Source organism: Arenimonas oryziterrae DSM 21050 = YC6267, assembly GCF_000420545.1.
Lineage (GTDB): Bacteria > Pseudomonadota > Gammaproteobacteria > Xanthomonadales > Xanthomonadaceae > Arenimonas > Arenimonas oryziterrae.
The window spans coordinates 421,099-434,017 of record NZ_ATVD01000001.1 but is presented as its reverse complement, the minus strand read 5'-3'; the positions used below and the strand labels follow the sequence as shown (position 1 = coordinate 434,017).

Here is a 12,919-nt window from a genome sequence, read left to right as displayed (position 1 = left end):
ATGTCCGACAATTCACGCCGCTTCGTACGCCCCGTAGCTGCGCAGACGCAGGTAGCGGTTCTGCAACAGGGTGGGCAGATCGAATTTTTCGAGCGCGTCGAGTTCTTCAAGCAGGGTGCGCTTGAGCGTGGCGGCCATCGCGACCGGGTCGCGGTGCGCGCCGCCGAGCGGTTCGGGAACGATGCGGTCGATCAGGCCGTGTTCGATCAGGCGCGTTGCTGTCAGGCCGAGGGCTTCCGCGGCGTCTTTCGCGCGGTCGGCGGTTTTCCACAGGATCGAGGCGCAGCCTTCGGGGGTGATCACCGAGTACGTGCTGTATTCGAGCATCAGCGTGCGGTCGCCGACGCCGATCGCGAGCGCGCCGCCGGAGCCGCCTTCGCCGATGACGGTGCAGATCACGGGAATCTTGAGCTCGGCCATCTCCAGCAGATTGCGTGCGATCGCTTCCGACTGCCCGCGTTCTTCGGCATTGATACCCGGCCAGGCGCCGGCGGTGTCGATAAGCGTGATCAGCGGCAGGTTGAAGCGTTCGGCGAGTTTCATCAGGCGCAGGGCCTTGCGATAACCCTCGGGGCGCGGCATGCCGAAATTGCGCCGGACCTTGCTCTTGGTGTCGCGGCCTTTTTCGTGGCCGATGATCACCACGGCGCGGCCGTCGATGCGGCCCAGGCCGCCGACGATGGCGGCGTCGTCGGCGAAGGCGCGGTCACCGGCGAGTTCGTGGAATTCGTCGCAGATCAGGCCGATGTAGTCGAGCGTGTAAGGCCGCTGCGGATGGCGCGCGAGCTGCGAGATCTGCCAGGGCGTGAGCGCCTTGAAGATCTCGGCGGTGCGCGTGCGCAACTTGTCCTGCAGACCGCCGACTTCGGCATCGATATTGACCGCGGGGCCGGTGCTGGCATGCCGCAGTTCCTGGATCTTGGCTTCCAGGTCGGCGATGGGCTGTTCGAAGTCGAGATAGTTCGGATTCATGCGGATTTTGGCTGGAAAGCAGAGAGGGAATACTAGCAGGCCGGCCGGGAGGGCGGGATCAGCGCTCCGCGCCTGCCCAGGGCCGGTGCAGGGCCAGGCTGACGGCGCTGATGCCCGGCAGCGCGCGCAGGGCGTTGATGAGCTCGGCGTCCGTCCGGACCGAATTGGGGCCGTTGAGATCGACCGTGCCGCGCGAGGCCGGCGTCAGCAGGTCCAGGCGCAGCGGCGTGCCGCCGGGACGGTACGGCAGCAGGGTCTGCTGGAGTTTTTCCCAGGCGCCCACCTTGCGCAGGTCCACAGTCAGCGACAGACGCCGGCCCTGTTGCGCGCATAACGTGCGGAAGTCCCAGCACTGGCGCGCACGCAGGGAAAACCCGCCGTTGAAACTGTCCTCGCGCAGGCCACCCTCGATGATGATGATGCGATCACGCGACAGCAGCGAGGCGTACTCGGCGAAGCTGTCGCTGAAGAACGCGCATTCCAGACGCCCGCGCGTGTCCTCGATCTGCACGAAGGCCTGACTGTCGCCGCGCCGGCGCACCTGCGTGACCAAGCCGGCGAGCACGACCTGCGCTTCGCCGCGCCGGTCTTTCTTGTCGGCCCACAGCTTGTCGACGTCGCCCAGCGTGTAGCCGACCAGCGCGGTGAGTTCGTCCTTCCACGGATCGAGCGGATGTCCGCTGAGGAAATGGCCGAGCGTTTCGCGTTCGCCGATGAGCTTTTGTTCGAGCGGCCAATCTGCGGCGGTCGGCAAGTCGAGATGGATTTCCGGCACCTCGCTGCCGCCGCCGAACAGCGACACCTGGCCGGCCTCGCGTTCGCGCGCGAGCTGCTCGGTCGCCTTGATGACTTCGGGCAGCTGCAGCATCAGCGACGGACGATTCGCGCCCAGGCTGTCGAGCGCGCCGGCTTGCACGAGGGCTTCGAGCACGCGGCGGTTGAGCTTGCTGCTGTCGACGCGTCGGCAGAAATCGAGCAGGTCGCGATAATTTCCTTCGCGCAGGCGCGACTCGGCGATCGCCTCGCAGGCGCCGCGGCCGACGCCTTTGACCGCGCCCAGGCCGTAGCGGATGGTTTTCGCGTCCAGCGCCTTGAACATGAACTCGGAGGAGTTGACGTCGGGCGGCAGTACTTTCAATCCGATCGCGCGGGCATCCTCGAGGAAGTTCACCACCTTGTCGGTGTTGTCCATGTCCGAGGACAGGGTCGCGGCCATGAACTCGGCCGGGTAGTGCGCCTTCAGCCACGCGGTCTGATAGGCGACGAGGGCATACGCGGCCGAGTGCGATTTGTTGAAGCCGTAGTCGGCGAATTTTTCCATCAAGTCGAAGATCGACGAGGCGACCTTCGCATTGATGCCATTGGCTTCGGCGCCAGCCTCGAACTTGACGCGCTCCTTGGCCATCTCCTCGGGCTTTTTCTTGCCCATCGCACGGCGCAGCAGGTCGGCGCCGCCGAGCGAATAGCCGGCCAGGACCTGGGCGATCTGCATCACCTGTTCCTGGTAGACGATGACGCCGTAGGTGGGCTTGAGGATCGCTTCCAGTGTCGAATGCGGGTAACTGACCTCGGCGCGGCCGTGACGGCGGTTGATGAAGTCGTCGACCATGCCGGCGCCGAGCGGGCCGGGACGGAACAGCGCGGCGAGCGCGATCAGGTCTTCGAACACCTGTGGCTGCAGCTTGCGGATGTAATCCTTCATGCCGCGCGATTCGAACTGGAACACCGCCGTGGTGTCGCCGCGCGAGAGCAGGGCGTAGGTCTTCGGATCGTCGAGCGGCAGCGCCAGGATGTCGAGCGCGTCTTCGTTCGCGACCTGGCGGCGCAGATTGATTGCCTTCACCGCCCAGTCGATGATCGTCAGCGTGCGCAGGCCGAGGAAGTCGAACTTCACCAGGCCGATCGCCTCGACGTCGTCCTTGTCGAACTGCGTGACCACCGATTTCGCGGTTTCGCCCTTGCCGACGTGTTCGGCGAACAGCGGCGAGAATTCGGTCAATGGTCGCGGCGCGATGACCACGCCGCCGGCATGCTTGCCGGCATTGCGCGTGAGGTCCTCGAGCTTGCGCGCGAGATCGATGAGGTCGCGGACGTCGTCTTCGCTGTTGTAGCGCGCGATCAGTTCGCCCGAGGAAAGATTGCTGTCCTTCTTCGCCGCGTCCGACTCGCCCATCGCGTCGTCCAGGCTCACGCCCAGGGTCATCGGGATGAGTTTGGCGACGCTGTCGACGAAGCCGTAGGGATAGCCGAGCACGCGGCCGCAGTCGCGCACGGCGGCCTTCGCGGCCATCGTGCCGTAGGTGATGATCTGGCTGACCTTGTCGCGGCCGTACTTGCGCGCGACGTAGTCGATGACCTCGTCGCGCCGGTCCATGCAGAAGTCGATGTCGAAGTCGGGCATCGACACGCGTTCGGGATTGAGGAAGCGCTCGAATAGCAGGTCGTAGCGCATCGGGTCGAGATCGGTGATGCCCAGCGCCCACGCGACCAGCGAGCCGGCACCGGAACCGCGTCCCGGACCGACCGGGATGTCGTTGCGTTTGCCCCAGTTGATGAAGTCGGCAACGATCAGGAAGTAGCCCGGGAAGCCCATCTTGTTGATGACTTCGAGTTCGGTGTCCAGGCGCGCGTCGTAGTCGCGGCGCTCGAAACCGTCGGCCATCGGATGCTTTTCCAGGCGATGGGCGAGGCCGCGCACCGATTCGTCGCGAATCCAGGTCTCAAGCGTGAATCCGCCCGGCACCGGAAAATCGGGCAGGTAATACGTGCCGAGCGCGAGTTCGAGATTACAGCGCTTGGCGAGCTCGACGGTGTTCTCGAGCGCCTCGGGCAGGTCGGCGAACAGCTCGGCCATTTCCTCCGGCGATTTGAGGTATTGCTCGGCCGTGTAGTCGCGTGGGCGTTTGGGATCGTCGAGCACTCGCCCGCTGGCGATGCACACGCGCGCCTCGTGCGCTTCGAAATCTTCGCGCTCGAGGAAGCGCACGTCGTTGGAAGCGATGACCGGAAGATCCAGCTCGGTCGCCAGGGACAGCGCTGCGGCATTGAAGGCTTCTTCGCCGTCGCGGCCGGTGCGCGTGAGTTCGAGATACACGCGATCGGCAAAGACGCCTTGCCATTCGCGCAGCAAGTCGCGCGCTGGCTCCCGGCGTCCGGCGGCGAGCAGTTGCCCGACCGGACTGTCGCGGCCGGCGATGACGATGAGTCCGGCCTGTTCGCGCAGCAGCCAGTCGTGGGCGATCGCGACGAAATCGCCGCGGTGTCCTTCCAGGTAGGCGCTGGAGATCAGGCGCGACAGGCTCAGGTAACCCGCCTGGTCCTGGCACAGCAGGGTCAGGCGCGCAGGCGGCTGGCCGTCCTCGGCAATCCAGACGTCGCTGCCGGCGATCGGCTTGAGTCCGCCGCTCTCGGCGGCCTTGAAGAACTTCACCAAGCCGAACAGGTTGCTCGTGTCGGTGATTGCCACGGCCGGCAGGCCCAGCTCGGCACAGCGCTTGACCAGCTCCGGAATGCGGAGCGTCGAGTCGGTCAGCGAATACTCGCTGTGCAGGTGCAGATGGACGAACGTGGGGGCCATGCGGAGTGCCGGGAAGCAGGTGCCCAGCTTAGGCCCGGGGGTGGGTGGCAACAAGGCTTGACAGCCCGGTTTGCGCCAGCGTCCCGCTCAAAAACGCCGGGGCGGACAGGCCCTGAATCCTGTCCGCCCCGGAGTCCAGACGATCGTTGCGAAAATCCTCGGCAGCGGCCCTTCCGCCGCCTCCGCTTAGCAGACGCGGAACACCCGCTGCATGGCCGCCGGACGGGCGTAACCGCGCACACGGATCTCCTGGCGCAGCAGCAGGTCGTTGGCCTGTGCCAGGCAATCGCTTTCCCACGCCGCGCGCTGTTCGCCGGCATCGCCGCGGATGTGGTTTTCGCTGCGGAAGCGGCAGAAGTCGCGGTAGTCCTGCACTTCACCGGCGAATTCGATCCAGGTCAGTTCGACCAGCAAGGCGTCGTCGAGATGGCCGATCAGCGGCAACTCGTCCGGGATCAGATCGTCGAAGCGATTGATGTAGCCGAGCAGCTGGCGGATGCGCGCGGCGAACTCGGTCGACACTTCCCAGTTCGGGTCGTGCAGCATGCGGCGCAGCGATTCCACGCGTGCCATGCGCAGGTTGATCGTGGCGACGGCGGTTTCCGTCGGCAGCGTCTGCAACCAGCGGATCAGGCTGACGACCTGGTCGGCGTCGACCATCGGCGCCTGCGCGGACAAGGCGCGCAGTTCGACGTTGAAGTCGCCGATCGCGTCGTCGTTGATCGCGACGCCGGCGATGCTGTTCCGACGCGGCTGCGCATGCGGTGCCGGCAGGCGCAACGGGAACGGTTCGGAATGGTTGGCTTGGAAACGCGCGGAAGTGTTCATGGTTGCCTCGTCGTGGCCCTTGTTGGCCTTGCATTGATATCGATGCCGGCGAAGTGTGAAAGGTTGCAGGTTTTCTTGCGCGGGCCTTTGGTCGCCATGACCTTCGGACTAGCGCAGCCGCGCGCGCAGGGCGAAACCCTGCTGGAAGTCATGTGTTTTCAGCCGTCCGCGGCGCAACGGAGGCCCGTATCCGCCTCCGTTGTCCTGCGCGCGACGGCGTTCGCGTATCGCGATCTTCGCGACGATCTCAACGCACGTGCAGGCCCGATTCCGGCGCGCCGTAGTCGACGTACGCGCGTTCGTGCACGCGATGCAGTTGTTCCCAGAGCGCGCCTTCTTCGCGGCGTGCGTTCAACCAGGTCTGCTGCGTGGGCCGGCGGCGCGGTTTTGCCTCGGCGTCGTCGCGGTAGACGCAGAAGTCGTGGTAGTCGTCGAGTTCGTCGGCGAGTGTGGGCCACACCAGCTCGACCAGCAGCGCATCATCGAGACGTCCGAGCACCGGCGTCGCATCCGGAATCAGATCGTCGGCCTGGGCGACGTAGGCCAGCAGCCGGTCGATGCGTTGTGCCTGCGCTGGTTCGATCGACCAGTCGGGATCGTGGCGCATCGCGCGGATCTCGGCGAGCCGGTCCAGGCGGGCGTCGAGCAAGGCATCGCGTTCGTCGGCAGGCTGCGCCTGCAGCCAGCGGGCAACGCTGGCGATGGCGTCCGCATCGACATGCGGTGCGTCCGGATGCAGGTCGTGCAGCAGGTCGTTGAAGCGATCCATGGCCTCGGCTGACAAGTGCAGGGAACCCGCCTGATGGCGCCGATGGGCGTGGCGCGCGGGCGGCAAGGGAAGCGCGGATTTCGCGGGAGTGGGGGCAGGATGGCGCATGGCAGCCTCGCTGCCGGCCGTCAGAGGGGGCTGCGTCGGCTGGTCGGCGTGTGGCCGTCCGCAACCGCGCCCGTCGCAGGGTGCAGCAACAAAATTACTCCGATCGGCCGGCGCGTGCACGGGCCGGAGGTCATGCGATTCAGAATGCCCGCGCGCGGCTCAGCCGAGGTCCGGAAAGCTCGCCTGCCGCACCGGCGCGAAACTTCGGCGATGTTCGGCGCACGGTCCCAGACGTTGCAGCGCGGCCAGGTGCACGGGCGTCGGATAGCCCTTGTGCTGGTCGAAACCGTAGCCCGGAAAACGCGAATGCAGCTGCAGCATGTAGCGGTCGCGCGCGACTTTGGCGAGGATCGACGCGGCCATGATCGCCGGTTCGCGGGCGTCGCCTTTGACCAGGGCCTCGGCCGGGCAGGGCAGTCCGGGCGGAATCTTGTTGCCGTCCACAAGTGCATGGGTCGCGGCGATCGGCAGCGCGCACACGGCGCGGCGCATGCCGGCCATCGTTGCATGGAAGATGTTGAGCTGGTCGATCTCATCCGGGCCGACGAATTCGATGTGCCAGGCAAGCGCATCGCGCAGGATCAGCGGCGACAGGTCTTCGCGCCGGCGTTCGCTGAGTTTCTTGGAATCGTTGAGGCCCGCAATCGGCCGCTGCGGATCGAGAATGACCGCGGCCACCACCACGGGACCGGCCAGCGGCCCGCGTCCGGCTTCGTCGACGCCGGCGATGCGCGCGAGTGCGTTCAACGCGGCGAGGTCGCGAGTTCCAGCACCGCTTCCGCCGCGCGCGCGCTGGCGCCCTGGCGCAGGCGTTCGTGGATGGCGAGATAGCGCGATTGCAGACCGGACACCGCCTCGGCGTCTTCGAACCACGGACGCAAGGCGCCGGCAAGTTTTTCCGGCGTGCAATCGTGCTGCATGAGTTCGGGCACGATCGGTTCGTTGGCGAGCACATTGGGCAGGCTGTAGCGGTCCACGCGCATCAGGCCCAGGCCCATGACGATGCGATAGGTCAGCGTGGAGATGCGGTAGCCCACGACCATCGGCCGCTTGGCGAGCAACGCCTCGAGCGCGGCGGTGCCAGAGGCGAGCAGCACGGCATCGCTGGCGACCATCGCCTCGTGCGCCTGGCCGTCGAGCACGCGGATGTGCGCGACCGGCAGACCGGCCGGACGCTCCGGTGCGTCAAGCAGTTGTTCGATCGCGCGGCGGCAATCGGCATTCGCAGCGGGAATGAGCACGCGCAGCTCGGGCAGGGTTTGCGCGAGGATCGTGGCCGCACCGAGAAAATCGGGCAGCAGGCGCCGGATTTCGCCGAGACGCGATCCGGGCAGCAGGGCGAGCGTGGGGCGGTCGTCGTTTTCCAGGGCCAGCGTCGCTCGCGCGGCCTGACGGTCTGGCAACAGCTCGAACGTGTCGGCGAGCGGATGTCCGACAAACCGCGCATCGACGCCGTGTCGTGCGTAGATCGGCGGTTCCATCGGGAACAGACACAGCACGCGATCGGCGCTGAGTCCGATCTTGCGCGCGCGTCCTTCGCGCCAGGCCCAGACCGAGGGACTGACGTAGTGCACGGTCCGGATGCCGGCCTGCTTGAGGCGTTTTTCCAGGCCCAGGTTGAAGTCGGGCGCGTCGATGCCGATGAACACGTCCGGCTGCCATTCCAGCAGGCGTTCGCGCAGCTTGCCGCGCAGGCGCAGCAGACGCGGCAGGTGCTTGAGGACTTCGGCCAGGCCCATGACCGCGAGTTCGCTGCAGTCGTACCAGCAGTCCATGCCGGCGGCGCGCATCTTCGGTCCGCCGATGCCAGCGAATTGCGCTTGCGGATGACGGCGTCGCAGTTCTTCGATCAGCCCGGCGCCGAGCAAGTCGCCCGAGGCTTCGCCGGCAACCAGGGCGATGCGCATCGGATCAGCGCAACACGCCGCGCTGGCTGGCTTCGATGAACTCGAGCATGCGGCGCACGTCTTCGGAACCTTGTGCGCTTTCGGCGAGCTCGGCCTTGGCTTCGGCCATCGGCTTGCCGGACATGAAGAAGGTGCGATACGCGCGCTTGATCGAGGCGATGCGCTCGGCATCGAAACCGCGGCGCTTGAGGCCTTCGGCATTGATGCCGCGCGGCTCGGCGTATTTGTCGGCGACCAGCACGAACGGCGGCACGTCGGCATTGATCAGGCTGCCCATGCCGACGAAGGCATGCGCGCCGATCTTGCAGAACTGGTGGATACCGACGAACCCGCCGAGGATCACCCAGTCTTCGACGACGGCATGGCCGGCGAGCGTGGCGTTGTTGGCGAGGATGACGTGGTTGCCGACCTGGCAATCGTGCGCGATGTGCACGTAGGCCATGATCCAGTTGTCGTCGCCGACGCGGGTGATGCCGCCGCCGTCGCCGGTGCCGCGACTGAAGGTGGTGAATTCGAAGATGGTGTTGCGATCGCCGATCAGCAGTTCGGTGCGTTCGCCGGCGAATTTCTTGTCCTGCGGATCGCCGCCGAGCGCGGCATGGGCATGGATTACGTTGTCGCGACCGATGCGCGTGGGACCGGTGATCGTGCAGTGCGAGCCGATGCGGGTGCCGTCGCCGATCACGACATCGGCACCGATGACGGTGAAGGCGCCGACGCTGACGTTCGCGCCCAGGCTTGCGCTCGGGTCGATGCTGGCGCTGGGGTGGATCATGCTCAGGCCTTGCCTTCGGCGCAGAGGATGTCGGCGCGCGCGACTTCCTTGCCGTCCACGCTGGCGACGCAGTCGTACATGGCCATGTTGCGGATCACGCGCTTGAGCGAGACCTCGAGTTCGAGCACGTCGCCGGGCACGACCATCTTGGAGAAGCGCGCGTTGTCGACCTTGACCAGGTAGAACAGCTTTTCCTGTTTCTCGGTGGCGCCGTCGGCGATGAGGGACAACTGCGTCAACAGGCCGCCGGCCTGCGCCAGCGCCTCGATGACGAGCACGCCTGGCATGACCGGGTGGCCGGGGAAATGGCCCTGGAAGAACGGCTCGTTGACGCTCACGTTCTTGATCGCGCGGATGCGCTTGTGCGCTTCGAGCTCGACCACGCGGTCCACCAGCAGGAACGGATAGCGGTGCGGCAGCAGGGCCTGGATGCGGGTGACATCCACGGGCAACGCGACGGAGGCAGCAGTCATTCTTCTTCCTTGGCCGGGAGCGGGGCACCGGTCTTGTGGGGGCCGATTTTACGCGCGAGCTCGTCGAGATGCTTGAAGCGGGCCGCATTCCGGCGCCAGTCGCGGCTGGGCTGGATCGGCGTGCCGGACGAATATTCGCCGGGCTCGGAAATCGAATGGGTGACCAGGGACATCGCCGTGACCAGGACCTTGTCGCAGATCTTCAGGTGGCCGACGATGCCGGCGCCGCCGCCGATCAGGCAGTAGCGGCCGATTTTCGTCGAGCCGGCCACGGCGACGCAGCCGGCCATGGCGGTATGGGCGCCGACGCGCACGTTGTGGCCGATCTGGATCTGGTTGTCGAGGCGCACGTCTTCCTCGAGTACGGTGTCTTCGAGGGCGCCGCGGTCGATGCAGGTATTGGCGCCGATCTCGCTGTCGTCGCCGACCACGACGCCGCCTAACTGCGGCACCTTGATCCAGTGGCCGGCATCCATCGCCAGTCCGAAGCCGTCCGCGCCGAGCACCGCGCCCGGATGCACACGCACGCGCTGGCCCAGGCGCACGCGCGTGACCAGGGTGACGCGCGCCACGAGTTCGCTGCCGGCGCCGACCACGCAGTCATCGCCAACCACGCAACCAGGGCCGACGATCGCGCCGGCGTCGATGCGCGAACGCGCGCCGATGCTGACGAACGCGCCGATGCTGGCGCTGTCGGCGACAACGGCGTCCGCCGCGATCACTGCCGAGGCATGGATGCCGGCCGTGCGTACCGGTTCGGGTTCGAACAGGGCGGCGATCTTGGCGAACGCCACGTAGGGATCCTTGGCGATCAGGCAGGGCACCGGGCAGTGCTCGGCATCGGCCGCGCGCAGCACGACCGCGCCCGCCGCGGTCGCGGCGAGCTGTTGCCGGTAGAGGGGATTGGCGAGGAAGGCCAGCTGGCCGGCCTGCGCGTTTTCCAGGGTGGCGACGCCGCCAATGGCGGCATCGCCGTCGCCCCTGAACTCCAGCGAGTAGCGCTCGGCGATCTGCGAGAGGCGATGGATCATGACCTCTCCCGCGTTCGTGCGCTTAGTACTGCTGGCCGAAGGTGAACTGCAGTCGTTCGATCTGGTCGCCGTCTTCCTTGCGGATCGGCATCGCGTAGCTGATCGTGATCGGGCCCATCGGCGACTGCCACTGCAGTGCAACGCCCGCGGTCACGCGGAACTTGCTCAGCGAGAAGCGATCGTTGTTGTCGAACACGTTGCCGTAGTCGACGAAGGTCGACAGACGCGCCGACGGACTGTCGAGCAGGCGCGGGAAGTAGAACTCGAACGTGCCGATCGTCTTGATCGGACCGCCCAGCGGCTGCGGTTCGCGGTAGTAGTACGAGGTCGTATCCAGCGGGCCGAGCGTATTGGCCACGAAACCGCGCACCGAGCCGGGGCCGCCGGCGTAGTAGTTCTTGAAGAACGGCAGGCCGGCATTGCCGGTGTCGCCGTAGCTGTCGCCATAGCCCAGTTCCAGACCGGTCTTGAGGATCAGGTAGCGACCCAGCGGACGATAGTTCTCGAACGAGTAGTTGATGCTGTAGTAGGTCAGGTCGCTGCCGGGCAGGGCGATTTCACCGCTCAGGCGATGCAGCGTGCCGCGGCTCGGGAAGATGTAGCTGTTGCGCGTATCGAGCGCCCAGCCGGCCTTCAGCGTCCAGGCATTGACCACCCACTGGCGGTTCGGGCCCGGGATGACCAGGGTGACATCGGGCGTCACCGGGTTCGCGTCATCGTCATAGACGATGGTCGAATCGGGGTAACGCTGACGGTCGCCGAGGGTCTCGATCAGGTAGTCGGTGATCTGCCGCGGCGTGACGTTGTCGGTCGTGGTGATCTTGTTGCGATAGATGCCCAGCGAGAAGCTGACCGAGGTGTTTTCCGACAGCGGGATGCCGAACGTGGCTTCGCCGGCGGCGTTGCCGGCCGAGTAGCGCGCGGTCGAGGTCGTCGACTGGTCGTAGTCGCTGTAGCTGACGTTGTAGCCCACGCTGACGCCGTCGTCGGTGAAGTACGGATCGACGTAGGAGAAGTTGAGGCTGGTCGAGTAGTCGTTCTTGGACAGGCCGATGCCGAAGCGGTTGCCGGTGCCGAGGAAATTGTTCTGCTGCAGCTGCACGCTGGTGATGATGCCGCCCAGCTGCGAGTAGCCGATGCCGAACACGAAGGTGCCGGCGTTGCGCTCCTTGACCGTGATGACGACGTCGACCTGGTCTTTCTTGCCGGCGACCTGCGGGGTTTCCACTTCCACCGTCTCGAAGAAGCCCAGACGCTGCAGGCGGATCTTCGAGCGGTCGAGCGCGGCCTGCGAGTACCAGGTGTTCTCGAACTGGCGCATTTCGCGACGCAGCACTTCGTCGGCCGTGGACACGTTGCCCTTGAAGATTACGCGGCGGACCTGCACGCGCGGACCGGGGTTGACCACGAAATTCAGCGCGACGGTGTGATCTTCGCGATTGATTTCCGGCACCGGGTTCACTTCGGCAAACGCGTAGCCGATGTTGGACAGCATCGTGGAGATGGAGTCGGTCGTGAGCTCGAGCAGGGCGCGCGAGAAGAACTGACCCGGCTTGACCACCACGAGCTGTTCGACGCGCTCGACCGGAATGATCGTGTCGCCGGACACCTTGACCTCGGAAATCTTGTACTTCTCGCCTTCGCTGACGTTGGCGGTGATGTACATGTCCTCTTTGGTCGGACTGATCGCGATCTGGGTCGATTCGACATTGAAGTCGACGAAGCCGCGATTGAGGTAGAAGTCGGACAGTTTTTCCAGGTCGCCCGACAGCTTCTCGCGCGAGTACTGGTCGTTCTTGCGATACCACGACAGCCAGTTGCTGGTGCTCGATTCCCAACCGTCCTGGATCTCGGAGTCCGGATACAGGTTGTTGCCGACGATGTTGATGTCGCGGATCTTGGCCGGCTTGCCTTCGACGATGCGGATCAGCAGGTCGACGCGGTTGCGGTCGAGCTGGGTGACCACGGGCTCGATCGTGACGCTGTACTTGCCGCGGTTGTTGTACTGGCGGGTCAGTTCCTGGGTGACGCGGTCGAGGTTGAGCGGGTTGTAGGTTTCGCCTTCGCTCAGGCCGATGCCCTTGAGGCCCTTGAGCACCTCGTCGGTCTTCAGTTCCTTGTTGCCCTCGAGCTTGATGGTGTTGATCGCGGGACGCTCGACAACCGTGACGACAAGGATTTCGCCCTGGCGCTCGAGTTTGACGTCGCTGAAGAAGCCGGTGCGGAACAGCGCGCGAATCGCTTCGGTGGAGCGGTTGCGGTCGACGACATCGCCTTTTTCCACCGGCAGGTAGGTGAAGACGGTGCCGGCGGAGATGCGCTGCAGGCCGTCGACGCGGATGTCCGAAACCGTGAAGGCCTCGAAATTCTGTGCGGCGACCGGACCCGACAGGGCAACGGCGAGGGCGAGGCTCAAGAGGCGGCGGCGTGCGGTGGGGCGCGTCATCATCAATCCAGATTGGTGGCGCAAGGGCGCCGA

At 65.9% G+C, this 12,919-nt stretch carries 10 protein-coding genes; all 10 read right to left on the bottom strand.

The window, feature by feature from the left end:
- Nucleotides 1–12: 12 nt before the first annotated feature.
- The 10 genes from G467_RS0102155 to bamA all read right to left on the bottom strand — a co-directional run bounded on the left by G467_RS0102155 (nt 13) and on the right by bamA (nt 12,886).
- A complete protein-coding gene (locus tag G467_RS0102155) occupies nt 13–972 on the bottom strand; it encodes an acetyl-CoA carboxylase carboxyltransferase subunit alpha (protein ID WP_022968086.1) in 960 nt (319 codons plus the stop codon).
- Nucleotides 973–1,030: 58 nt separating this feature from the next.
- A complete protein-coding gene (gene dnaE, locus G467_RS0102150; RefSeq protein WP_022968085.1) occupies nt 1,031–4,549 on the bottom strand; it encodes a DNA polymerase III subunit alpha in 3,519 nt (1,172 codons plus the stop codon).
- A 186-nt stretch (nt 4,550–4,735) separates the two neighbouring features.
- The gene (locus G467_RS0102145; protein ID WP_022968084.1) at nt 4,736–5,377 is read right to left on the bottom strand and encodes a YkvA family protein; all 642 of its coding nucleotides are present in this window, start codon (nt 5,375–5,377) and stop codon (nt 4,736–4,738) included.
- Between the two features lie 247 nt (nt 5,378–5,624).
- On the bottom strand, nt 5,625–6,146 hold the full coding sequence (locus G467_RS0102140; protein WP_022968083.1) for a DUF1232 domain-containing protein: 522 nt from the start codon (nt 6,144–6,146) through the stop codon (nt 5,625–5,627).
- Between the two features lie 267 nt (nt 6,147–6,413).
- Nucleotides 6,414–7,001 carry a ribonuclease HII gene (rnhB, locus tag G467_RS0102135; RefSeq protein ID WP_022968082.1) on the bottom strand — a complete coding sequence of 196 codons (588 nt, stop codon included), beginning with the start codon at nt 6,999–7,001 and terminating at the stop codon, nt 6,414–6,416.
- Nucleotides 6,998–8,161: a lipid-A-disaccharide synthase gene (gene lpxB / locus G467_RS15050; RefSeq protein ID WP_022968081.1), complete on the bottom strand. Its 1,164-nt coding sequence runs from the start codon at nt 8,159–8,161 to the stop codon at nt 6,998–7,000. Before lpxB ends, rnhB begins: the two co-directional genes overlap by 4 nt.
- A 4-nt stretch (nt 8,162–8,165) precedes the next feature.
- Nucleotides 8,166–8,936 carry an acyl-ACP--UDP-N-acetylglucosamine O-acyltransferase gene (gene lpxA / locus G467_RS18230; protein ID WP_022968080.1) on the bottom strand — a complete coding sequence of 257 codons (771 nt, stop codon included), beginning with the start codon at nt 8,934–8,936 and terminating at the stop codon, nt 8,166–8,168.
- A 2-nt stretch (nt 8,937–8,938) separates the two neighbouring features.
- A complete protein-coding gene (gene fabZ, locus G467_RS0102120) occupies nt 8,939–9,409 on the bottom strand; it encodes a 3-hydroxyacyl-ACP dehydratase FabZ (RefSeq protein WP_022968079.1) in 471 nt (156 codons plus the stop codon).
- A complete protein-coding gene (gene lpxD / locus G467_RS15045; RefSeq protein WP_022968078.1) occupies nt 9,406–10,440 on the bottom strand; it encodes a UDP-3-O-(3-hydroxymyristoyl)glucosamine N-acyltransferase in 1,035 nt (344 codons plus the stop codon). The genes fabZ and lpxD overlap by 4 nt, the downstream gene beginning before the upstream one ends.
- A 22-nt stretch (nt 10,441–10,462) precedes the next feature.
- A complete protein-coding gene (gene bamA / locus G467_RS0102110) occupies nt 10,463–12,886 on the bottom strand; it encodes an outer membrane protein assembly factor BamA (RefSeq protein WP_026802280.1) in 2,424 nt (807 codons plus the stop codon).
- Nucleotides 12,887–12,919: the final 33 nt, after the last annotated feature.

Coding starts and splice junctions, on each gene's coding strand:
- G467_RS0102155 (WP_022968086.1), bottom strand. CDS start 972: ATGAATCCGAACTATCTCGACTTCGAACAGCCCATCGCCGACCTGGAA.
- dnaE (WP_022968085.1), bottom strand. CDS start 4,549: ATGGCCCCCACGTTCGTCCATCTGCACCTGCACAGCGAGTATTCGCTG.
- G467_RS0102145 (WP_022968084.1), bottom strand. CDS start 5,377: ATGAACACTTCCGCGCGTTTCCAAGCCAACCATTCCGAACCGTTCCCG.
- G467_RS0102140 (WP_022968083.1), bottom strand. CDS start 6,146: ATGGATCGCTTCAACGACCTGCTGCACGACCTGCATCCGGACGCACCG.
- lpxB (WP_022968081.1), bottom strand. CDS start 8,161: ATGCGCATCGCCCTGGTTGCCGGCGAAGCCTCGGGCGACTTGCTCGGC.
- lpxA (WP_022968080.1), bottom strand. CDS start 8,936: ATGATCCACCCCAGCGCCAGCATCGACCCGAGCGCAAGCCTGGGCGCG.
- fabZ (WP_022968079.1), bottom strand. CDS start 9,409: ATGACTGCTGCCTCCGTCGCGTTGCCCGTGGATGTCACCCGCATCCAG.
- lpxD (WP_022968078.1), bottom strand. CDS start 10,440: ATGATCCATCGCCTCTCGCAGATCGCCGAGCGCTACTCGCTGGAGTTC.
- bamA (WP_026802280.1), bottom strand. CDS start 12,886: ATGACGCGCCCCACCGCACGCCGCCGCCTCTTGAGCCTCGCCCTCGCC.